We start from the raw sequence: 19,009 nt of genomic DNA, 5'->3' as shown, positions 1-19,009 counted from the left end.
ATTGACTCAGCTATTGGCTGTTGAGGTGGCTAGGGCGAAACGGGCAGAATCATGCCCGACAAGCAGCCCGGCTTCATCAACCGTAGGCGGGTCGCAAGGTTTGGCGCCGCAAGCATCCAGCACATGTCTAAAAAAGCTTTCAGTGCCTGGTGAAAAATAGAGCTTGTTGGTATTGCCGTCACCCAGGCCGCTATACATAGCAGCTTCTTCGGGTGCTCCGGACAAACCCCACGCTCGTTCAAAATTCTCCTGAAGCCGTACGTGCTCATTGCACTGGATTGCTTCATCGGATAGCTCAACCGTGAACCACAACATCATTCTCCCTTTTTCAGTTTGAAGGCCGTTTGATTATCCGCTTGACGGGGAATAGGCTATTACTTGCAGATGGCTTCGATCTGCTTATCCTTAATGCCTTGAGCCTTCATTCTCGCTTTGAGCTCAGTTGAGCACGAAGTGAGGGCGGCGGATGAAACTGGAGCCAAAGGCACGGCAGCCGGCTTAACTTCTTCCTTCTGTGCCGGACATTTGGCTTTGATGTTCTCCAAGGTGCTTTGAATACCGGTCAAGTCCAGATCCTCGTTGGCTATTCCTCGAACCAGAGTTGAAACCTGCACACGGAGTCGATTTGAGCTAACTAGTTCCGTAAAGTCAGTTCCGGAAATAATGACCGAATTGATTTTCTTTTCAATGTCGTCCGCTAATCGCATGCTCCGAGCCGGATTGTCATCGAAGCGCAAGGTGACGCTTTGAATCCCGCCCCGTATTGATACATACAAACTATCTTCAGTCAGCTGAATTCCGTAGTTTTCTTTGTGAATTCCTGTGCAGTTGACGGTGTCCTTCATTGGATCCGTATGTCTTAGAACAGTCCAATTACCCGATTTAAACACCTTCATTGCATCCTTCAGGCTCGCATGAGCAACCGATGCTGATAAGGTGGTGATCAACATAGCAACTACAAAGGTTGAAAGTCGGTTCATGTTTGCCTTTAAAGAAAGTTTCCAATACGCAATTACACCGTAAAAAGGCTGTTCGGTACACCCATAAATATGGGGTATCCCATATTTATGGGGCAAGACGGAAAAAATCTTGGGAAGAACTTCTATCGCGGACAATTACGCCATCAGCCTCAAGGATCGCAATGGCTGCACATGTGACTTGAACGGGAATTGAAGGATTCGGCCAGCGGTTCCACATTTCATGAATTGAGTGGAGATCGCGCCTTTCTTCAGGCTGAATAAGAAAGTGGTTGCGAATTGCGGCTACGGCAGAAAATAGTATTTCTGAATCCATTTGCAGCTCTCAAATCCGCTCGCTTTGCTTATGAACGACTTTGCCGATAATGATGCACATGTCGCCCATGCACTGTTTACGGGGAAACCTGCGCTGATCATGATTATCAGAAACGAGCCACCAAAAGCCTATTTCACGAACCATACGCTTGATCACAGCTTCGCCCTCGTAGTTGACCGCATACACTTCTCCATCCTTTGGCTTTGTGTCAGCGGTATTCACGACGACGGTATCACCATCGTAGAGACCCGGCTCCATACTTTCGCCTTTTACTCGGATCGCAATAAGCTTTTCTTCTGCGTATCCGCGGCTCTGGAGCCAATTTATTCGGAAGCTAATCGGGTTGTCGTCTACCTCCTCAAGCTCCGTGGAAAAGCCAGAAATCCCAGCAGACAGATGAAGTTTCACCTTGCGAATGCGGACTAAGCCGGGATATTCCTCTTCATCCGATATGGCTATCACCGGACGTGCTCCTGGTACTGACGGAGGAAGAGATGCTTGCTGCTTTCTCTTCTCGCCTCTACCAGTTACTAGCCATTCAGCCGAAAAGCCGGTAAGAGCCTCAAGTCCTTGGGCGTACTCCAGCTTGATGGACTTAATTCCCCCATTTAGCCATTGATTAGTTGCACCTTTGGTAACACCAGCGGCGCGCGCGAGTTCGATCTGGGTATGGCCAGCATCGATTAGCTCTTGTATCCGTTGGGCAAGCGTTGACATGTTTAGCACTCTAAACATATCAAGGTTTAGAGTGCTTGACTTGCTGCGGTGTAGAGTTCTATACTTTGATTGAACCGAGGCAACCAATTTAGGCATATGACTGAGTCAGAAGCGCTACAAAAAGCCATTGAAATCGTGGGGTCAGCAACAGCGTTGGCTAGTGCCTTAGATCTTACGAAAGGCGCGATCTCCCAATGGAAGGACGAGGGTAGAAAAATACCGGCGGAGCATTGCCCAACGATCGAGCGCGTCACCGCTGGACAGGTCAAATGTGAAGACCTACGACCTGATGTGGACTGGTCTGTCCTTCGGGCGTCACCTGGTCCTCAGACCCCAATGGCTACAGACAAAAGACAATAAGTCAAGCCTTTAACGGTACGCCTAGGCATGCCGTTATTTTTTTGCCCGATTTTGGTCTTTTGAGATTTATCAAACGCAGTTGCAGCAAGGTATTTGCGGTTCATCGCTACTCCCTGTCAGCCGTTCAGTGGCTTGTTGATTGTGTGTAACGAAGTGTACGCAAAGAAATTAATAAAAGAATCATCAGATTTCAGGGATGGCAAGATGAATGTACAAGACGCGTTTTACCACACGGTTCACGACTACAAGGGCGGTACAGCCGAACTCGCAGGTCGACTGGACATGAGTCAGGCGATCCTCCTGAATAAGGCGGATCCGAATAAGGAACACAACAAGCCTTTGCTCAAGGATGCCGATCGCGTCATGGGTCTGACTGCGGATTACAGGATCCTCCATGCCTTGGCTGAAAATCACGGACATGTCTGCTTCAAAGTGGATCGCGATACGCATGCATCGGATCTCGCCATTCTTGAGCTCGTCACGAAGGTATGGCAGTCAAACGGTGATGTAGGCACTGCTGTGCACAATGCATTAGCTGACGGCCGCGTAGACCATAAGGAAATCGCACAGGTCCGCCAAGCCATCTATCGCACGCAACAGTCGCTGAACGAAATGCTCATGCGCCTGGAAGGGATGGCAGAAAAATGAGCAGCCGCCCCTTATCTCCACTTAATCGCGCCAACGCGGTACTTCGTGACCTTTTGATGCGTCAGCCTGGGCTCAAACGCCGCGAAATCGTTGCCTATGTGGCGAAGGTCGCAGACTGTCATCGGACAACGGTCGAGCGTGCTATGACTCATGCAGCGGAAGATGGATTCCTGAATGCTCACAGCCGTGTCGGCTTCCAGGTGTACCACTGGAACGACAGTCCCGACGAAACCGTCGATCACGAACCTCAGGTCATCACACGTATTCCGGCCAGCCAGGCACCGAGATTCATTGGCAAAGCCTGCAAGGATGGGATCGAGTTCTTTCTGCATTACGGATGTGGGAGCTTTGCATGAGCGCTGTTGAATACGGTTTCATCGTTTTGATCCTGGTTGCGGTCATTGGAACTCTCGCTTTCGCCGGCCATCGTTTGGAGTCTTCTACTGGTAAAGCGCAGCGCGGCATGGAAATCGGCATAGTCACGCCAGATGCTGATCCCGACCCGCAGGGAAATGCGTCCCCATTCGGAGAAATTCTCGCAAAGACAGACTGGTTTCCAGCCGAAATTATGCCGGTCCATGTTGGCCCGTACGAGGTACGCATGCCACTGCGGTCGGTCGAAATGATCAACATGGCGGCGTGGGATGGCAAGAAATGGTGCGACCCAATCAACGGACGTGAGTGCTATTTCCAGCGTGTTGAATGGCGTGGCATCAAGATCGAGTCATTAGCTGTATCCGAGAAGTTGGCATACGCATATCGAACAGGTGGCCCGCTTGGATTCATTGATCTGATCTAGCGATGCGCATGACGGACCAACAACTGATCGACCATTGCGGGCGCAGGTGCCAGGCCATCAACTGTCAATTCGAAGGAAGAGCGTTCCAGCGCATGTATGAGTTGGCTGGAAAGCCCAGGGCCTATGCAGAAGTGGCGGACCTGGTGCCTCGCAAGTTGTACGCCATGCGCGAAGACATGCAGGCGCTGGTCGATTTTGCTTTCAAGCGACAGGCTCGGCCAGCGGGCGGACTGAAGATCGAAGTGGGCCATGCATATCGAGATGTCAACGGTGACGTTCGATATGTGTATGCCCATGTTAAGAGGTTCAAGAGCGAAGCTGTTCTATGGGGTGAAACGCCAAAGCAGGGCATTCAGTACTCGATGGCGCTGCTAGCTGAATTCAAAGAATGGGCGCTTGAGGAGGTGAAATCATGAGCGGGCAATTCAAGGTGGGGGAAATCGCAATCGTGCAAAACGTTGAGTGTGAGCTCAACGGGACCGAATGCGAAGTTATCGAAGTGTATGAACCGTCGTTTGAACTCGACGGAATTGAGTACGCATACGCAGTCTTGTGTATTGACGGCAAAACATACTCCGCTGCTCAGAAGAACCTGCGTAAAAAGAACCCACCAGCGCAGTTCGATGGCGAGCTACGGATCATGCAGCTATTCGAGGTGACGCCCATTAGGAAGCCGGAAATGGAGCCAGTATGAAGACCGCCGTTCGAGATACCAGCATCGCCGCATGGCATGCGATTCCCTGCGACAAGTTGAAGACACAAAACGACCGCATCGAAGCTATCGTCGCTGCCTCCGATGGCGACATGTCGCTGGGCGAAATCAAGGTCGTCTACCGCGGTATGTTTCAGCGCGACATACCAGAAGACAAGCGCATTGAAGCCAATACCGTTTCGCGTGCCGTCAATCAGTTGATCACGGCCGGCCGCTTGCGGCGCCGCGGAACCGTCAGACCTTGCAAGTTTTCCGGTGTGGACATCCACCCGGTCTTTAAGCCGCCACTACAAAACAGCCTCGACATCAGCGTCGAATAAACCAGAGAGGAACGCATCATGATTCTGTCGAAATCCGACTTTCGGGGAGCCGTTGACGCGGTTACTCCGTTTGCCAGAACTAAAAGCCCGTTGCCGATCCTGACCCACGTAAAAGTGGAGTCGACAGGAAAACGCATCACGTTCACCGCGTCGCATATCGATTCCCAAATCGAGCACTGGATTGACGCCACCGGCGAGAAGTTCGCAGTCTGCATCGATGCAGCCGCGCTGAAGAAATTTGCCTCTGTATGCGACGCTGATGTCAGCCTGACCGTCAAAGGTAAGAAAGCGGTGCTTGAATGCGGCGACAAGAAGACGCGCCTCAATACGCTCGAAGCTGACACCTTCCCGATGATGAAGAAGGTTGACCAGGTCCTTACCGAAATCGAATGGAAGCTGGTTGAAGACAAGATCGCATTTGCGGTGCAGTTTTGCGGCATGAATCCATCGATGCCACAGTTGAACTGCTTGCAACTGAATTCCACAGGCGCGCAGCTGGAGATCTTCGCCACGGATACAAAGAAGATAGGTTTTGAATCCGTGCCCCATATCGCCACTGCGTTTGGTGTGTGCATTCCAAACGAGACTGCCCGCCACATGGTTGGTTCATTTGTATCCATGGTTGTTCGGGAAGAGCAGATCGAACTGCGCAGCGACAACGCCATCGCACTGTTCAAAACGGCTCCCTACAAGCCGGTCAAGATTGACAAGTTCATTACTCGCGCATTTCCGAGCCAAGGCGAGATTTCGCGCAAAAGCCTGCTCGAGGCAATCAATTTTGTTGGTTCATTTTCCGACTCTGGAAAAATCCGCAGTCGCGTGGAGATTCACTCCGGCGATTCCAACATCGTCAAACTGATCAGCACTGAAAACGAGGCAAGCGCACCTTTTGACTACAGTGGCGCGCCGCTCGCCTTTGGCGCTTTTCCTGACGAATTTTCATCGTTCCTGAAGTCGGTCGAAACGGATAAGTTGAAGATCGAGTTTGATACCGCGGACATGAACAGCACCCCGATCCGGCTGACCAATGCCGGCCGAGTAATCATTGCTATGCCGGTGGCTATCTAATCATGTCCAATACCTACATTAACTTCAATACGACGCTCGCCGAACTGATCAATATCATCGAGCTCGACCCGAACGCAACCACTCGTGAGAGGGCGCTTATTGAGCGCATGGACGGGCGCAAAGACGAGGTCGAGGAAAAGGAAGCCGAAATCGACCGTCTTGAGGGCCGCGTCTCAGAGCTAGAAAAGGAGGTCAACGAGATGGAAGACGACATGTCCACGCTGGAAACGGAACGTGATGCCCTCAAAGACACGGTCAACGAACTGGAATGCGAGCTCGAGCAGCTGAAGACCGCACAGAGCGAGGCTTGAGGTGCGAGGCGTAGTAAATCCATCTGCGACGGAAGCCTATAAGGCTTCCACGCAAAAGCAGCTCTACCTCAATCATTCATCCCGCCGTTGTTATGGATGCGCCCGCCGGCGCAGCTTCGGGCAGTTTAAAACGGCTGAAGCCGAGTATTGCCTGACCTGCACCAGGCGCGGCATCAGCACCCCGAAATCGACGAAGCGCAACCCGGCCGGAGAAGCCAGAAAATGACAACATCAATAGCAGAGACAGATCCATACCTGCAGTTCCTCCAACAAAAGATCCGGCTCGCATCGTTCAGCGGGTTCGACATCGATGACAGTGAAATCCATCCCATGTTGCTGCCGCACCAGCGCGCGTGCGTCAAATGGGCGGTGAAGGGCGGTAACCGAGCGCTTTTCGAAAGCTTCGGGCTTGGCAAGACCGTTCAGCAGTGCGAAATCGTCCGCCTGATCAAGAAGCATGCCGGTGGCTTGGCGCTGGTCGTCATCCCTCTCGGCGTGCGTCAGGAGTTCAAGCGCGACGGCGCCAAGCTGAGCATCGACTTCAAATTCATCCGGACGCCGGAGGAGATGGGAGAGGGCGACAGCGGCTTCTACTTGACCAATTACGAATCCATCCGTGACGGGAAGCTGGACCCAAACCTGTTCACCGTGGTTAGTCTGGATGAGGCAAGCATCCTGCGCAGCTTCGGCAGCAAGACCTATCAGGAGTTCCTGCCACTTTTCGGCAAGGTGAAATACAAGTTCGTTGCCACGGCCACGCCGAGCCCGAACCGCTACAAAGAGCTAATCCATTACGCCGGCTTCTTGGGAATCATGGACACTGGCCAGGCGCTGACTCGCTTTTTCAAGCGTGACAGCACTCAGGCGAACAATCTGACCCTGTACCCGCACAAGGAACAGGAATTCTGGCTGTGGCTGAACTCATGGGCCATCTTCCTGCAGCGTCCGTCAGACCTTGGCTTCTCCGATGAGGGCTATGACCTGCCGCCACTGGACGTCATCTATCACGAGGTCGACACTGACCATGCCACCGCCGGCGCCGACCGTGACGGCCGTCAGTATCTGATGAAAGATGCAGCCATTGGTTTGCAGGCAGCTAGCGCCGAGAAGCGCGACAGCTTGCCCCGGCGCATTGCGATGATGCAGGAAATCATCGGCGCCGACCCGGAAAGCAATTACATCATTTGGCATGACCTCGAGGCAGAGCGGCATGCGATTGAGCAGGCCTTGCCGGCGGCAGTAAGCGTCTACGGGTCGCAGGACCTTGACCAGCGGGAGCAGTGCATCGTCGACTTCAGCGACGGGAAGTTCCAGTACCTGTCTGCGAAACCGGTTATTGCCGGATCCGGTTGCAACTTCCAGCGGCACTGCCACAAGGCGATCTTCTTGGGCATTGGATACAAATTCAATGACTTCATCCAGGCGATTCACCGCATTCACCGGTTCTTGCAGACCGACCGCTGCGAGATTCACATCATCTATTCAGAGGCTGAGCGCGAAATCCTGCGTGCATTGCAGGAGAAATGGCATCAGCACAACCATATGGTTGCCAATATGACCGAAATCATCAAAAAGCACGGACTGAGCCATCTCAGTATGTCTGATGTCTTGTCCCGCACAATTGGCGTCGAACGCATGGCGGTAAAGGGTGAAAAGTTCACCGTGGCAAACAACGACTGCGTGCTTGAGGCTCGGCTCCAGCCGGAAAACCATGTCGACCTGATCGTCACGTCAATTCCATTTGCGAACCACTACGAGTACACGCCAAGCTATAACGACTTCGGCCATACCGAGAACAACGATCACTTCTGGAATCAGATGGATTTCCTGACGCCGGAACTGCTTCGGATACTGAAGCCCGGCCGAATGTATTGCTGCCACGTCAAGGACCGTATCCTATTCGGCAACGTCACCGGCGCCGGTGCGCCGACCGTCAGCCCGTTCCACGCCGAAGCGATCTTCCATGCAAAGAAGCACGGCTTCGACTACATGGGCATGATTACCGTGGTGACCGACGTCGTCCGCGAAAACAACCAGACATACCGCCTTGGCTGGTCTGAGCAGTGCAAGGATGGCACGAAGATGGGCGTCGGCTCGCCTGAGTACGTCCTCCTTTTCCGCAAGCCTCAGACCGATCGAACCCGTGGCTACGCCGACGCTCCGGTAAAGAAGGACAAGGCGGAATACACCCGCGCGCGCTGGCAGGTCGACGCCCATGCATTCTGGCGCTCGAGCGGCAACCGTCTTCTGACAGCAGAGGAGATGGCCGGCTATGGTCCTGACAAGCTGGCCAAGATCTTTACCGAGTATTCGCTGCAGAACATTTACGACTACGAATTCCACGTCCGGATCGGCGAAGAACTGGACGCGCGCGGCGCATTGCCGTCGACCTTCATGTCTTTGGCGCCTGGCAGCGCTGATGACGGCGTTTGGCATGACATAAACCGCATGCTCACGCTCAATGGTCAGCAGGCCAAGCGCAACGTCGAGCAGCACGTATGCCCGCTACAGCAGGATTTGGTTGCCCGATTGATCGAGCGGTACTCGAACCCGGGCGAATTCGTCTACGACCCATTCTGCGGCCTTGGCACGGTGCCTTACATGGCAATCAAAGCCGGACGCACCGGCGGCGGCTCTGAGCTGAACCCGCAGTATTTCCTCGACCAGGTGCACTACCTCAAATCGGCTGAGCAAGCGGTGACAATGCCTACATTGTTCACCTTTGAAGATTTGGAGACTGCATGAACCCGATGTCAGTAAGAAGGGAGTCGGACTAATGTCGGTTCTCCATGTTGTTTCAGTCTCCGGCGGTAAAGACAGCCTGTCAACGCTCCTGATCGCGCTCGAACGCTTCGGAAAGCACCGGACAGTGCCCATTTTCTGCGATACCGGCAATGAGCACGAGGCGGTCTATGAGTACCTTGCATACCTCGAGGAGCGACTTGGCATTCAGATTATTCATCTCAAAGCCAATTTTGATGCCGAAATTGCAGCAAAGCGCATGTTCATCGCGCGGGACGTCCGCCACCGCCGTGTCTACGATACTGAATCGGTTTTCGATGACCTGGCCAACCCGGTGTGGAAACGAGACGGCCGCGGAAACATCGTGACCCGCACGTTGAAACGCGGCGATATGACGATTGATGAGCTGGTTCAAAAAACTAAGAAAATCGGTGGTGGTCGAAAGGTCCGGTGGACCAATAAGGCGAAGCGCCGGGCATTGGAGGTGCTGCATCCTACCGGTAATCCTTATCTGGACCTGTGTCTTTGGAAGGGAAGATTCCCCAGCCGAAAAGCGCAATTCTGTACTGAGTTCTTGAAGCGCAATCCGGCGGTCGAACACCAGCTTTCTTTGATGGATCAGGGCCATACAGTGGTTTCATGGCAAGGAATCCGGCGAGATGAGTCCGATGTCCGCAAGAATGCGAAGAAGTTTGAAAGTGTCGGTGGCGGGCTCTACATCTACCGACCGATCGTCGAGTGGACCGTGCAGGATGTCTTCCGGCATGCAGAAATGGCGGAGGTGAAGCCCAATCCGCTTTATTTGCAGGGGATGGGACGGGTCGGCTGCATGCCGTGCATCAACGCCTCGAAGGCCGAGCTAAACGAAATTGGAAAGCGGTTTCCTCTTCACGTCGCTCGCATCCACGAATGGGAACAGCGTGTTTCGCGCGGGAGCAAGCGCCAAGCTGCTACGTTTATTCCGGCACCAGGCATCAAGACCCATGAGGCGAAGGAGCATGGCATCTATGCAGTGATCCAATGGGCAAGAACAGAGCGAGGCGGGAAGTTCATTGATACTCGTCCCAGCCTGTTCGCGCCTACCGAATGTGCTTCTGCATATGGACTTTGCGAATGAAGCGCTCACCACTCAAACGCAAGACCCCGATGAACAGGGGAGCCAAGTCCTTGAAAGCGGCCGGCTTCGCATCGGATCGCAAGCAGGAACACAAGCTGGCGCTGAAGTCTGGGACAAAGCGCCTGCGGTCCCGAAAGGTGCCGCCCACGCTCGAAGAACGAGAGTGGATGTCCTTTGTCGCATCGTTCGGCTGTGTGGTCTGCTGGCTGCAGAAGAAGGTCAAGTCCCCATGCGCAGTGCATCACATCGTTGAAGGCGGTCAGCGCAAAGGGCACATGTGGACGATCGGGTTATGCGACCCCGGGCATCACCAGGGAGCACCGACGGGAAGCGAGAAGATAAGTCGCCACCCATGGAAGAAGCGGTTTGAAGCGGAATACGGTACCGAGTACGAGTTGCATTCCTATTTGGTAGAGCAACGCAAGTTATTAGATGGCAAGGGGAAATGATGGCTGGCGATTGGATCAAGATGCGCGGCAATCTCTGGGATGATCCGCGCATTTCGAAACTGTGCGACCTTACCGACTGCGGCGAGGCACAGATTATCGGTGGACTGTACTGGCTCTGGTCGACGGCCGATCAGCACACTGAGGACGGCTGCATGCCGGGTCTGACAATGCGTCAGATCGATCGCAAGACTGGAATCCCCGGCTTTGCAGCAGCTCTGTGCGAAATCGAATGGGTCAAAGATGATACGCAGGGTGTTGTTATCCCCAGATTCACTGAGCACAACGGTTCGTCCGCAAAACGTCGCTGCATGGACGCACAACGGAAGGCAAATTCGCGCAATCCGTCCGCATCGGATGCGGACAACGGGCAGACAGAAGACGGACAGAATCCGCCGAATTGCGGAGCTAGAGAAAGAGAAGAGAAGAATATAAGAGAGATAGGCGCGGGCGCTACGCCGGTGGAAATCTCGATCGCTCTTCGAACAGCCGGAATTAAGTCCCAACCGGCAGACCCAAGGCTCATTGCTCTGGCGGACCAGATGGTCAGTATCGATACCGTCAAGGCCGCGTGCGAAGAGGCTAAGCGGGCGAAGCGGGGAGAGCAGGTCAATGTTGGCTACATCGTCAAGGTCATCGAGAGCTGGGCAAAGCAGGCGAAGGAACTGCAGGCAGAAGGTGCAAGTACGCCGAAAAAATCGGACGGTGCCTGGTGGGCGACAGACGCCACTATCGCCGCCAAGGGCACCGAGTTTGGCTTGATCGCGAACCCGGGCGAGTCGATGCAGCAGTTCAAGGGGCGCATCCAGGCTGCGATTGACAACGGCGGTAAGCCTCCGGCGCCCAAGCCAGCTCCAGCAATTGTCATTCGGCCGTCTGTGGCGGACGAGAAGCCGGCGGTCTCGGAGGCGAACAGGAAAGCTGCGCTTCAGGCGGCAAAGGCGATAAGGGTTCCCGCATAGACCGTTGCTCAGTGATCACGAGGCACCTCAAAACCATTCCGGACCGGCCGCATAATTGGCAAGGGGCAAAAACTTAGAGGAACAGGGACATGGACGCTCAACAGCTCAAGGACATCGAAGCACGTTGCGACGACGTACTGAACGGCTTCAACCGTCCGAGCGAGGTAGATGCGCGCAATGCCCAAAAGCTCCTGCACTTCGTCGGACAGTTGCGCCAGATACAGGCGGCTGAAGCGTTTGCGAACATCGGGAAAACATCCAGCAATGGACCGTTGCGTAGCGCATTCGATGAAGTGATGAAGGACATTTTCAAGTAGGAAACCGCAGCATCGCTGCACAACCAGGGAGCATAAAAATGCAAAAAAGCATTGCCACCGTAAAGCCATTGACCGAAGACCACCTGAGCATCCCGACCTACGACCCCAACAACCTGTTGGATGATCTGATCGAGAAGCTGAATTTGAAAAACGACGCTGCGTTGTCTCGCGCGCTCGAGATCGCACCGCCAGTGATCAGCAAGATCCGTCATCGACGTCTGCCGATCGGTGCATCGCTGTTGGTCCGCATGCACGACATGACAGGGCTCCAGCTGAACGAGCTGCGCAAGATGGCCGGCATCCCGTTGCCGACTGGTCAGGTACAGGCGAGCCGTTCGTGATTGGCGCCTTGAAACGTCTGTTCGCTACACGCGGCCACAAAGTGGGACTTCGGGCGAAGGCAGATCCTGTACCGGCGGCCGTACCGCGCGCGCCATTGTCGCCGCCGGCCACGCACGTAAGTAGGCTTCAGACATCGCCGGTATCCGCGCCCCGTCCAGCCCGGCGCCCGGTGGATGAGGATTCGACCGCCGCCGTGATGTTTATGCAATCGACGACGCAACAGCCGATTTACGTGCCAACCTGCCGAGAGGAAGAACCGATCCCGGCACGCGGCGGGACGTTCGATGGTGGCGGTGCTTCGGCCGATTGGCGTTCGAGATCTTCGTGCGATTCGAGTTCCTCGAGTTCCTCAAGTGACAGTTCGTCCAGCTCTTCGGACAGTTCAAGCGGCTCTTCAAGTGATTGAACCATGAAGCGTCACGACTGCATGCCGCCACCAAAAGAGCACGAGATTCAGGCGACGTTCATCTATTGGGTGCGGCTGGCCGAAAAAACGGACTGGCGTCTCAGGCTGTTGTTTGCCGTGCCCAACGCGGGCAAGCGGACGCGAGCGGAGGCGGCATGGATGCTTGCGGAGGGTCTGCGCGCCGGCGTGCCGGACATCATGCTTCCGTTCCCGAGCGGTCCGTTCGTTGGCTTGGCGATCGAGTTCAAGCGACCGGGGGAAACAACTAGTGAAAAGCAGGATGACTACATCACGTTGCTGGTTGATGCAGGCTGGTTGGTTGTGATCTGTACCGATTCTGAAGCGGCGGTCCGCACCGTCCAGGACTATTTGAGGCAGGAAAAATGACACAACAATCGAGCGCAAAAATGGACATTCAAACCCAGTCCGGACACTACTTCAGCTTCGAAGACCCGCATCGGAACGAATTTAGTATCTATGACATTGCGCGCAGCCTGTCAAAACAGTGCCGCTTCGTCGGGCATACCAGCGAGTTTTACTCCGTTGCACAGCATTGCGTTCTGGCCAGCTATATAGTGCCGCCTGAGCATGCCTACGACGCGCTGATGCACGACGCTGCGGAGGCATTCACCGGTGACGTGTCCCGCCCGCTGAAGAAGCTACTTCCGGATTTCAAGGCGATCGAGAAGCGTGTGGAGGATGCGGTATTTGCCCGCTTCCATGTAAGCAATCCATTGCCAGACGCTGTAAAGCATGTCGACATGGTCATGCTTGCTACTGAGCGCCGGGATTTGATGCCGGATGATGGCGCGAGCTGGCACTGCCTGGACGGCGTTCATCCAATGGATGCCAGAATCCAACCGGTGGACCATGAAGCTGCATACCAAATGTTTATCAATCGATACGTTGAATTGCTCGGCTTGTCGGGAGCAAATTGAATGATGATCCAACTGAGCCATGGTTGCCATGTGGCCGCCGAGCAGATTGCGGAAGTCACCGTAAGCGATTACGGAAACATCACCGTGCGCACCAAGGGCGGCGTTGGCCACTCAGTTAGCAACGATTACGGCGACCGAAGCGGATACAGTACGCGCGACCGACTGATTGCCGAAATCAATGCCGCTCGCAAAAATGCGGCATGATTAAACACGATGGATGTCGGCATAGAGGCGATACAGCAGATGGCACGTAAAGGCGAGTTTAAGCAACCGGTAGTTCCCCTACGTGATGCAGTCGAGCGGGCGATGGAGATCATTGATGGGTATGGCTGCACAGTCGCCATCTTTATGCTTGCCGGACAGGTAACCGGTACCAAGAAGAGTTCCGATGCGTTTGAGCGAAAGACCACTCTCCATGCAAACTTGCTGGTCGGCGTCTACGATCAGAATGCGGACGCACGGCAGGTCAGGGAAGATCTCGCCACATTCTATGCGTGACGCCCGCGCCTCAATATGCATGTGAAGCAGCAATAAAATAGGCCATGTTTTCAGGCGGGCTTCATACAGGGTGGACACAATGACCGACGACGTACTTTTCAAGAGCCATAATGAGGCGTTAATCTTTGCCTTCAGGTTCGCAACCGAGCAATACGCAATATCGCCGACGGCTAAGTTGATGAAGTCTGGCGTCGTTGGCAATGGTCGTGGATTAGTTTCGTTGGATGGTGCTGCGCAGGCTGGTCTAATCCTCGCGAATGTGCGTCGACTAACTCCGATCCAGCAGGCCTGCATCGTCTGTCGGTATTCTGAGCGCTTCACAGCATGCAAGTGCGGAAACAGCTGCTGCAGCGGGACATTCATACTTGAAGAGTACCGGAAAGCGATACTCTTTCTCGATGACGTGGTTGCACTTCCCGCATTGACTGGCATTACTCTTCGTCAGATGCGTCACGCCATAATCCGGAATTACTTCGAGCCAAAAAAGGCTGCGGAGCGCCTATCTATCGGACAGGCTGCCGACCGACTTAAGGTGGCCAGGCGCACAGCATATGACATGAAGACCAAGATAGAAACTGTCTTGATCGATCATGACAAAACAGCTAGGACAAAGATCGATGAGTACCTTGGGAGCATGTGCGGATACTCGGCGGCGTAACGTGTTCGTGATTATTTGACGCCGCACAAACCTGTGCGGTAAAGTGACGATTCTGATACACAGGATTATTGTCGCTAGGCCTCGCAAGCAAAAGTTTGCGGGGCCTTTTGCCTTTGGAAGTTCGAAATGCATTCAAGATAAGCGTCATCCGGTCAGGCAGTTATCCTCCCAAAATTCCGGCCCTTCTGGACCTATCTAGTTGGATGCCGCCTAAGCCAGATGGCATTTTCTGTTCGGGGCGCAAGACTGTAAGACAAACCCTCTATATCAGCCAAAAGGCATTTCTTATATAGGAGTCGCACCATGTCTATTACATCCGTACGTGCCAAGATGATCTGCAATACCTTGTTTGGCGCTGATCAAAACGGCCGTGGAGTCAATAAGGTAGCCCTCGGTGCAGTCTATTCGAACGACCAGAGTGAGAACGCGGACTTCACAAAGTATACCCCTTGGGGCAGCTGTGAGATGGGCATCACCGAGGGCACACCAGCGGCCACCTTCTTCAAGCCGGGGAAGAAATATTACGTCACGTTCACCGAGGCACCTGATTAAAGAATGTCTCTGCCAGCCATCAGGTTGGTTTCATGCCCGCGCTCCATTCGGTTCGCGGGCTTTTTATTTGAAGTAGGCAAGCCCGCCGGTGCGGCACTAGTGGCGGGCTTGGTAACGGCCGCAGTCGTTGACATATCGAAGGCTGGGACTCCTCCCGCAGCGCATTGCGGTCGTTCACCGGCGTGGGCGGCGACACACTATATATGGCGCGTAGACCTAGAAGCATCTGCAGGCAGCCCGGCTGCGGTGCGCTGATCGACGCCCCTGGCCATTGCGAGCGGCATAAAGACCAAGCTTCTGGATGGCGCCGCAGTAATCGGGGCAAGTCGGCCGAAGAGCGCGGGTATGGATGGGCGTGGAAGAAGAAGCGAGAACGCATTCTGCAGCGTGATCGGGGGTTGTGCCAAGAATGTCTGAGAGCCGGCCGCGTATCAATGGCAACTGAAGTTGACCACGTCTTGAATAGGGCTCGAGGCGGCACTGACGACGATAGCAACTTGCAGTCGATCTGTGGCGACTGCCACAAAATAAAGACGGCGCGGGAGCGCATCAAGTAGTTCAAAACAACAAAGCCGGTGAGTGTGTGCAAACACTCACCGGCTTCTATTCATCTGCAATATCCGAGGTATCACAGTGACTGAAGCTGAGTATAGCAGCAGGGCATCCTATTGCGCATGTGGTTCGTTTATCCATCAGCCAATTGGCCGAGGACGACCGAGGCGTCACTGCAGTGACAAGTGTAAGGATAAGGCCAGCAGTGAGCGTCGGGCTCCCGTTCGCAAGGGATTGAGAGAATTCGCTTGCGCGCATTGCTCAAGCAAGTTCCTTTCTGAACACAAGAAGAAATATTGCGGAGAAACTTGTGCGTTACGTGCGTTGATAGCTGGGCGTCGGGCGAAGCGAGAGCAGGAATACAAGGCGAAACCGTTGGTCGTGCAATGCCGTGCGTGCGCGAACTCCTTTTGCCCTTTGTATGGCTTCTTTTCGGCTCCAAGTCATTGCGCCGACTGTGAGGAGAAAGATGGCTACCGATGGGTTAGGGTAAGACGTGAGCGGATAAAGGCGGCATTCGTCGAAGCAGTTGATAGGAAAAAGGTTTTTGACCGTGATTATTGGGTCTGCCAAGAATGCGGTGTAAAGACAATATCAATTCCGTTCAAGCCCAACTCCGCAGAGCTAGATCACATTCGCCCTGTATCAAAAGGTGGTGAGCATTCGTACCGCAATACCCGTTGCATCTGTCGTCAATGCAATCTGGCGAAACGCGACCGGTTTGAAAGCGCATTAGCCATGGGGGCGGCATCATGGGGGTAAGGGGAGGCAAATATCTGGAGCGATTTCCTATAACACTGCCCGCTCCGTCGAAAAAACGTACCCGCGAAAAATAAAATTTAAAGTTTGGCCGGCGGGCCTCCCGCTGGGGTGGTGCTTGGCTGCAACAGAGATAGGAGTTCAACATGCCTGGTGTCGCCGGGCGCTCCGGCCGCAAACCCAAGCCGACGTCGCGGAAGGTGGCAGCAGGTAACCCCGGCAAGCGGGCGCTAAACAAGGAAGAGCCCAATTTCGGGGAAGTAACCAACATCGATCCGCCTGAATGGATTGATGGCTTGGCGAGAGAAATGTGGGAGCGAGTTGTTCCGCTGCTCTGCAAACAGAAGGTCTTGCAGATGAGTGATTTGCACAACGTTGAGGTGTTCTGCCTGGCGTACGCCAACTTCCGGAATGCCGCCGTCGACATGGCGCGCAACGGGTTGGTAGTCTCTGGTGCCCAGGGTGGGCCGGTAAAGAACCCGGCGGCGACGGTATTCAACGAGGCGTCGCGACAGTTAGCCACCTTCGGTGCGTTGCTCGGTCTGGATCCGTCCAGTCGGACACGACTAATGGGCGGTGGCAAGAAGAAGTTGGACAACCCGTTCGCAGCACTTCTCAATGGCTAAGCGCAAAGAACTGTACCCGCGCGTTGAGGCTGGGCTGAAGTGGGCACGTGACGTCATAGCCGGGAAGGTGCCAGCGTGCCGCTATACCAAGCTGGCATGTCAGCGCCACTTCGACGACATGGCGGCCAGCCGGTCGAAGGGATTTAAGTACCGATTCGATCCTGCGGCGGCAGAGCGCAAGCTGAAGCTGATCGAACTCATGCCTCATACCAAGGGCGAGTGGGCGTTCAAGCGGCAGCTAGTCACGCTCGAGCCTTGGCAAAAGTTCGGCCTCGCGTGTACGTTTGGTTGGAAGCGGAAAAAGGACGGGCTACGTCGGTTCCGCGAGAGTTACTGGGAAGTCCCCCGGAAGAACGGAAAAAGTGTCATCGCCGCCGGCGTTGGAATCTCGATGTTCATTCTAGACGACGAGTTCGGCGCCGAGGTCTATGCGGGTGCAACCACCGAGAAGCAAGCTTGGGAGGTGTTCCGGCCAGCGCGCTTGATGGTCAAGCGGTCCCCGATGTTGATCGAGGCCGCCGGCATCGAGGTCAACGCGCAGAACATGAACAAGCCGGAAGACGGCAGCCGGTTCGAGCCACTGATCGGCAACCCGGGCGACGGCGCGTCGCCATCTTGCGCAATCGTCGATGAGTATCACGAGCACGACAGCGCAGTGTTGTACGAAACCATGTTGACCGGAATGGGTGCACGCCGACAGGCACTGATGTTCATCATCACGACCGCCGGCGCGAACATTGAAGGGCCTTGCTACGACAAGCGACGGCAGGTCATCGAGATGCTCGAGGGCACTGTCCCCGACGATGAGCTGTTCGGGGTGATTTTCACCATCGACGAAGGTGACGATTGGACGGACCCGAAGGTTTTGGCGAAGGCCAACCCCAATATCGGCGTTTCGGTGTTCCAGGATTATTTGGAAAGCCAGCAGCAGCGAGCTATACGGAGCGCGCGATTCACCAATACGTTCAAAACAAAGCATTTGAACGTCTGGACGTCAGCGAAAGCGGGCTATTTCAACATCGAGCGCTGGCATGCGTGTGAAGACAAGACGCTCACGCTCGAGCAGTTCGAAGGACAGGAATGCGTTCTCGCATTCGACTTGTCGAAAAAGCTGGATTTGACCGCGATGGCTCGCCTTTTCTGGCGTGAAATCGAGGGGAAAAAACATTACTACAGCGTGGCTCCGCGGTTCTGGGTGCCAGAGGACACGGTCAAGAATTCCGACAACAAGCGAATGGCTGAGCGTTACCAGGCGTGGGTGAACTCAGGGCAATTGATCGAAATCGACGGTGCAGAGATTGACTACCGAGAGGTGAAAGCCGAAGCGCTCGAGGCTAACCGGCTTACGCCAGTGCAGTCGTGCCCCCTGGATCCTACTGGCGCAGCTGCGCTGGCTCACGAACTGGACGATGAAGGGCTGAACCCGGTCACGGTGACGCAGAACTACACCAACATGAGCGATCCGATGAAGGAGCTTGAGGCGGCGATCATGTCTGGCCGGTTCCATCATGACGGCAACCCGATCATGACTTGGTGTATTGGCAACGTGATTGGGAAGAATCTGCCTGGCAGTGACGACATTGTCCGGCCGGTGAAGCAGGGAAACGACAACAAAATCGACGGCGCGGTATCGCTGATCATGGGCGTCGGACGCGCCATGGCCAGCGATACCGGCGGATCAATTTACGACCAAGGTGTAGGCATATGACAAAACTGGACTGGGCAACTTTCATTGCAGGCGTGGTCGGCTTGCTGCTGTTGTCGGTCGGCGCCGGCATGGTCTACTTTCCAGCAGGGCTGATAACGCTTGGCGCCGGCCTCCTTGGATGGTCGTACGCCGTCGCGCGCGCTGGTCGCAAGGGGTAA

General features: G+C 54.7%; 31 protein-coding genes. 26 read left to right on the top strand and 5 right to left on the bottom strand.

Features of this window, described 5'->3' with window-relative positions:
- Nucleotides 1–6 precede the first annotated feature (6 nt).
- The 4 genes from D3871_RS11410 to D3871_RS11400 all read right to left on the bottom strand — a co-directional run bounded on the left by D3871_RS11410 (nucleotide 7) and on the right by D3871_RS11400 (nucleotide 2,010).
- Nucleotides 7–318, bottom strand: coding sequence for a hypothetical protein (locus D3871_RS11410; protein WP_119768997.1), 312 nt, complete (start codon nucleotides 316–318; stop codon nucleotides 7–9).
- A 56-nt stretch (nucleotides 319–374) separates the two neighbouring features.
- Nucleotides 375–980 carry a hypothetical protein gene (locus D3871_RS11405; protein ID WP_147376790.1) on the bottom strand — a complete coding sequence of 202 codons (606 nt, stop codon included), beginning with the start codon at nucleotides 978–980 and terminating at the stop codon, nucleotides 375–377.
- A gap of 85 nt (nucleotides 981–1,065) precedes the next feature.
- Nucleotides 1,066–1,293 carry a hypothetical protein gene (locus D3871_RS29755; protein WP_147376789.1) on the bottom strand — a complete coding sequence of 76 codons (228 nt, stop codon included), beginning with the start codon at nucleotides 1,291–1,293 and terminating at the stop codon, nucleotides 1,066–1,068.
- A 9-nt stretch (nucleotides 1,294–1,302) separates the two neighbouring features.
- Nucleotides 1,303–2,010 carry a S24 family peptidase gene (locus D3871_RS11400; protein ID WP_233575581.1) on the bottom strand — a complete coding sequence of 236 codons (708 nt, stop codon included), beginning with the start codon at nucleotides 2,008–2,010 and terminating at the stop codon, nucleotides 1,303–1,305.
- 96 nt (nucleotides 2,011–2,106) lie between these two features.
- Here D3871_RS11400 and D3871_RS31650 point away from each other — a divergent pair, with 96 nt between their 5' ends.
- The 15 genes from D3871_RS31650 (at nucleotide 2,107) to D3871_RS11325 (ending at nucleotide 12,153) form a co-directional block, all read left to right on the top strand.
- A complete protein-coding gene (locus D3871_RS31650) occupies nucleotides 2,107–2,370 on the top strand; it encodes a transcriptional regulator (RefSeq protein ID WP_119768994.1) in 264 nt (87 codons plus the stop codon).
- 93 nt (nucleotides 2,371–2,463) lie between these two features.
- Complete coding sequence (locus tag D3871_RS11390; RefSeq protein ID WP_147376788.1) at nucleotides 2,464–3,018, top strand: phage regulatory CII family protein; 555 nt, start codon at nucleotides 2,464–2,466, stop codon at nucleotides 3,016–3,018.
- Nucleotides 3,015–3,374: a hypothetical protein gene (locus D3871_RS30200; protein WP_158597914.1), complete on the top strand. Its 360-nt coding sequence runs from the start codon at nucleotides 3,015–3,017 to the stop codon at nucleotides 3,372–3,374. Before D3871_RS11390 ends, D3871_RS30200 begins: the two co-directional genes overlap by 4 nt.
- Nucleotides 3,371–3,817: a hypothetical protein gene (locus tag D3871_RS11380; protein ID WP_119768991.1), complete on the top strand. Its 447-nt coding sequence runs from the start codon at nucleotides 3,371–3,373 to the stop codon at nucleotides 3,815–3,817. The genes D3871_RS30200 and D3871_RS11380 overlap by 4 nt, the downstream gene beginning before the upstream one ends.
- Nucleotides 3,818–3,825: 8 nt before the next feature.
- Entirely contained in the window at nucleotides 3,826–4,233 is a 408-nt protein-coding gene (locus D3871_RS11375; RefSeq protein WP_147376786.1) for a hypothetical protein, read from the top strand.
- Nucleotides 4,230–4,511, top strand: coding sequence for a hypothetical protein (locus tag D3871_RS11370; protein ID WP_119768989.1), 282 nt, complete (start codon nucleotides 4,230–4,232; stop codon nucleotides 4,509–4,511). The genes D3871_RS11375 and D3871_RS11370 overlap by 4 nt, the downstream gene beginning before the upstream one ends.
- Complete coding sequence (locus tag D3871_RS11365; protein ID WP_119768988.1) at nucleotides 4,508–4,849, top strand: hypothetical protein; 342 nt, start codon at nucleotides 4,508–4,510, stop codon at nucleotides 4,847–4,849. Before D3871_RS11370 ends, D3871_RS11365 begins: the two co-directional genes overlap by 4 nt.
- Before the next feature lie 18 nt (nucleotides 4,850–4,867).
- Nucleotides 4,868–5,917, top strand: a complete 1,050-nt coding sequence (locus D3871_RS11360) for a beta clamp domain-containing protein (RefSeq protein WP_119768987.1) — start codon at nucleotides 4,868–4,870, stop codon at nucleotides 5,915–5,917.
- A 2-nt stretch (nucleotides 5,918–5,919) separates the two neighbouring features.
- Nucleotides 5,920–6,228, top strand: coding sequence for a hypothetical protein (locus D3871_RS11355; protein WP_119768986.1), 309 nt, complete (start codon nucleotides 5,920–5,922; stop codon nucleotides 6,226–6,228).
- A gap of 222 nt (nucleotides 6,229–6,450) precedes the next feature.
- Nucleotides 6,451–8,973, top strand: a complete 2,523-nt coding sequence (locus tag D3871_RS11350) for a DNA methyltransferase (RefSeq protein WP_119768985.1) — start codon at nucleotides 6,451–6,453, stop codon at nucleotides 8,971–8,973.
- A 31-nt stretch (nucleotides 8,974–9,004) separates the two neighbouring features.
- Nucleotides 9,005–10,087 carry a phosphoadenosine phosphosulfate reductase domain-containing protein gene (locus D3871_RS11345; RefSeq protein ID WP_119768984.1) on the top strand — a complete coding sequence of 361 codons (1,083 nt, stop codon included), beginning with the start codon at nucleotides 9,005–9,007 and terminating at the stop codon, nucleotides 10,085–10,087.
- Nucleotides 10,084–10,536, top strand: coding sequence for a Ref family recombination enhancement nuclease (locus tag D3871_RS11340; RefSeq protein ID WP_158597913.1), 453 nt, complete (start codon nucleotides 10,084–10,086; stop codon nucleotides 10,534–10,536). Before D3871_RS11345 ends, D3871_RS11340 begins: the two co-directional genes overlap by 4 nt.
- Complete coding sequence (locus tag D3871_RS11335) at nucleotides 10,533–11,495, top strand: hypothetical protein (protein WP_119768982.1); 963 nt, start codon at nucleotides 10,533–10,535, stop codon at nucleotides 11,493–11,495. The genes D3871_RS11340 and D3871_RS11335 overlap by 4 nt, the downstream gene beginning before the upstream one ends.
- Nucleotides 11,496–11,584: 89 nt before the next feature.
- On the top strand, nucleotides 11,585–11,812 hold the full coding sequence (locus D3871_RS11330) for a hypothetical protein (protein ID WP_119768981.1): 228 nt from the start codon (nucleotides 11,585–11,587) through the stop codon (nucleotides 11,810–11,812).
- 38 nt (nucleotides 11,813–11,850) lie between these two features.
- A complete protein-coding gene (locus tag D3871_RS11325; protein WP_119768980.1) occupies nucleotides 11,851–12,153 on the top strand; it encodes a hypothetical protein in 303 nt (100 codons plus the stop codon).
- A 229-nt stretch (nucleotides 12,154–12,382) separates the two neighbouring features.
- Here the strand turns inward: D3871_RS11325 and D3871_RS30195 are convergent, their stop codons facing one another.
- On the bottom strand, nucleotides 12,383–12,565 hold the full coding sequence (locus D3871_RS30195) for a hypothetical protein (protein WP_158597912.1): 183 nt from the start codon (nucleotides 12,563–12,565) through the stop codon (nucleotides 12,383–12,385).
- On the opposite strand from D3871_RS30195, the gene D3871_RS11315 reads away from it, so the two are divergent.
- From D3871_RS11315 to D3871_RS30480, 11 genes are all read left to right on the top strand, one after another.
- A complete protein-coding gene (locus tag D3871_RS11315; RefSeq protein WP_119768978.1) occupies nucleotides 12,564–12,947 on the top strand; it encodes a VRR-NUC domain-containing protein in 384 nt (127 codons plus the stop codon). The genes D3871_RS30195 and D3871_RS11315 overlap by 2 nt on opposite strands.
- Complete coding sequence (locus D3871_RS11310) at nucleotides 12,944–13,498, top strand: YfbR-like 5'-deoxynucleotidase (RefSeq protein ID WP_233575580.1); 555 nt, start codon at nucleotides 12,944–12,946, stop codon at nucleotides 13,496–13,498. Before D3871_RS11315 ends, D3871_RS11310 begins: the two co-directional genes overlap by 4 nt.
- A complete protein-coding gene (locus D3871_RS11305) occupies nucleotides 13,499–13,702 on the top strand; it encodes a hypothetical protein (protein WP_119768977.1) in 204 nt (67 codons plus the stop codon). It begins immediately after the preceding gene.
- Between the two features lie 39 nt (nucleotides 13,703–13,741).
- Complete coding sequence (locus D3871_RS11300; RefSeq protein WP_147376784.1) at nucleotides 13,742–13,996, top strand: hypothetical protein; 255 nt, start codon at nucleotides 13,742–13,744, stop codon at nucleotides 13,994–13,996.
- Nucleotides 13,997–14,075: 79 nt separating this feature from the next.
- On the top strand, nucleotides 14,076–14,654 hold the full coding sequence (locus D3871_RS11295) for a hypothetical protein (protein ID WP_119768975.1): 579 nt from the start codon (nucleotides 14,076–14,078) through the stop codon (nucleotides 14,652–14,654).
- 303 nt (nucleotides 14,655–14,957) lie between these two features.
- Nucleotides 14,958–15,206: a hypothetical protein gene (locus D3871_RS11290; protein ID WP_119768974.1), complete on the top strand. Its 249-nt coding sequence runs from the start codon at nucleotides 14,958–14,960 to the stop codon at nucleotides 15,204–15,206.
- A gap of 203 nt (nucleotides 15,207–15,409) precedes the next feature.
- Nucleotides 15,410–15,763: an HNH endonuclease gene (locus D3871_RS31330; RefSeq protein ID WP_119768973.1), complete on the top strand. Its 354-nt coding sequence runs from the start codon at nucleotides 15,410–15,412 to the stop codon at nucleotides 15,761–15,763.
- A gap of 22 nt (nucleotides 15,764–15,785) precedes the next feature.
- Nucleotides 15,786–16,520, top strand: coding sequence for an HNH endonuclease (locus D3871_RS31645; protein ID WP_119768972.1), 735 nt, complete (start codon nucleotides 15,786–15,788; stop codon nucleotides 16,518–16,520).
- Nucleotides 16,521–16,663: 143 nt separating this feature from the next.
- Entirely contained in the window at nucleotides 16,664–17,143 is a 480-nt protein-coding gene (locus D3871_RS11275; protein WP_119768971.1) for a phage terminase small subunit P27 family, read from the top strand.
- A complete protein-coding gene (locus tag D3871_RS11270) occupies nucleotides 17,136–18,851 on the top strand; it encodes a terminase large subunit (protein ID WP_119768970.1) in 1,716 nt (571 codons plus the stop codon). Before D3871_RS11275 ends, D3871_RS11270 begins: the two co-directional genes overlap by 8 nt.
- On the top strand, nucleotides 18,848–19,009 hold the full coding sequence (locus tag D3871_RS30480) for a hypothetical protein (RefSeq protein WP_199724753.1): 162 nt from the start codon (nucleotides 18,848–18,850) through the stop codon (nucleotides 19,007–19,009). Before D3871_RS11270 ends, D3871_RS30480 begins: the two co-directional genes overlap by 4 nt.

It is taken from the genome of Noviherbaspirillum saxi (assembly GCF_003591035.1).
GTDB classification, from domain to species: domain Bacteria; phylum Pseudomonadota; class Gammaproteobacteria; order Burkholderiales; family Burkholderiaceae_D; genus Noviherbaspirillum; species Noviherbaspirillum saxi.
The sequence above is the reverse complement of the archived record's forward strand: the minus strand, read 5'-3'. Positions and strand labels throughout refer to the sequence as shown.

Coding starts and splice junctions, on each gene's coding strand:
- D3871_RS11355 (WP_119768986.1), top strand. CDS start 5,920: ATGTCCAATACCTACATTAACTTCAATACGACGCTCGCCGAACTGATC.
- D3871_RS11325 (WP_119768980.1), top strand. CDS start 11,851: ATGCAAAAAAGCATTGCCACCGTAAAGCCATTGACCGAAGACCACCTG.
- D3871_RS11365 (WP_119768988.1), top strand. CDS start 4,508: ATGAAGACCGCCGTTCGAGATACCAGCATCGCCGCATGGCATGCGATT.
- D3871_RS30480 (WP_199724753.1), top strand. CDS start 18,848: ATGACAAAACTGGACTGGGCAACTTTCATTGCAGGCGTGGTCGGCTTG.
- D3871_RS11375 (WP_147376786.1), top strand. CDS start 3,826: ATGACGGACCAACAACTGATCGACCATTGCGGGCGCAGGTGCCAGGCC.
- D3871_RS11295 (WP_119768975.1), top strand. CDS start 14,076: ATGACCGACGACGTACTTTTCAAGAGCCATAATGAGGCGTTAATCTTT.
- D3871_RS11335 (WP_119768982.1), top strand. CDS start 10,533: ATGATGGCTGGCGATTGGATCAAGATGCGCGGCAATCTCTGGGATGAT.
- D3871_RS11350 (WP_119768985.1), top strand. CDS start 6,451: ATGACAACATCAATAGCAGAGACAGATCCATACCTGCAGTTCCTCCAA.
- D3871_RS31650 (WP_119768994.1), top strand. CDS start 2,107: ATGACTGAGTCAGAAGCGCTACAAAAAGCCATTGAAATCGTGGGGTCA.
- D3871_RS11340 (WP_158597913.1), top strand. CDS start 10,084: ATGAAGCGCTCACCACTCAAACGCAAGACCCCGATGAACAGGGGAGCC.
- D3871_RS11300 (WP_147376784.1), top strand. CDS start 13,742: ATGGCACGTAAAGGCGAGTTTAAGCAACCGGTAGTTCCCCTACGTGAT.
- D3871_RS11290 (WP_119768974.1), top strand. CDS start 14,958: ATGTCTATTACATCCGTACGTGCCAAGATGATCTGCAATACCTTGTTT.
- D3871_RS11330 (WP_119768981.1), top strand. CDS start 11,585: ATGGACGCTCAACAGCTCAAGGACATCGAAGCACGTTGCGACGACGTA.
- D3871_RS11305 (WP_119768977.1), top strand. CDS start 13,499: ATGATGATCCAACTGAGCCATGGTTGCCATGTGGCCGCCGAGCAGATT.
- D3871_RS11410 (WP_119768997.1), bottom strand. CDS start 318: ATGATGTTGTGGTTCACGGTTGAGCTATCCGATGAAGCAATCCAGTGC.
- D3871_RS11405 (WP_147376790.1), bottom strand. CDS start 980: ATGAACCGACTTTCAACCTTTGTAGTTGCTATGTTGATCACCACCTTA.
- D3871_RS11380 (WP_119768991.1), top strand. CDS start 3,371: ATGAGCGCTGTTGAATACGGTTTCATCGTTTTGATCCTGGTTGCGGTC.
- D3871_RS11360 (WP_119768987.1), top strand. CDS start 4,868: ATGATTCTGTCGAAATCCGACTTTCGGGGAGCCGTTGACGCGGTTACT.
- D3871_RS11270 (WP_119768970.1), top strand. CDS start 17,136: ATGGCTAAGCGCAAAGAACTGTACCCGCGCGTTGAGGCTGGGCTGAAG.
- D3871_RS30200 (WP_158597914.1), top strand. CDS start 3,015: ATGAGCAGCCGCCCCTTATCTCCACTTAATCGCGCCAACGCGGTACTT.
- D3871_RS29755 (WP_147376789.1), bottom strand. CDS start 1,293: ATGGATTCAGAAATACTATTTTCTGCCGTAGCCGCAATTCGCAACCAC.
- D3871_RS30195 (WP_158597912.1), bottom strand. CDS start 12,565: ATGGTTCAATCACTTGAAGAGCCGCTTGAACTGTCCGAAGAGCTGGAC.
- D3871_RS11315 (WP_119768978.1), top strand. CDS start 12,564: ATGAAGCGTCACGACTGCATGCCGCCACCAAAAGAGCACGAGATTCAG.
- D3871_RS11400 (WP_233575581.1), bottom strand. CDS start 2,010: ATGTCAACGCTTGCCCAACGGATACAAGAGCTAATCGATGCTGGCCAT.
- D3871_RS11275 (WP_119768971.1), top strand. CDS start 16,664: ATGCCTGGTGTCGCCGGGCGCTCCGGCCGCAAACCCAAGCCGACGTCG.
- D3871_RS31330 (WP_119768973.1), top strand. CDS start 15,410: ATGGCGCGTAGACCTAGAAGCATCTGCAGGCAGCCCGGCTGCGGTGCG.
- D3871_RS11370 (WP_119768989.1), top strand. CDS start 4,230: ATGAGCGGGCAATTCAAGGTGGGGGAAATCGCAATCGTGCAAAACGTT.
- D3871_RS11310 (WP_233575580.1), top strand. CDS start 12,944: ATGACACAACAATCGAGCGCAAAAATGGACATTCAAACCCAGTCCGGA.
- D3871_RS11345 (WP_119768984.1), top strand. CDS start 9,005: ATGTCGGTTCTCCATGTTGTTTCAGTCTCCGGCGGTAAAGACAGCCTG.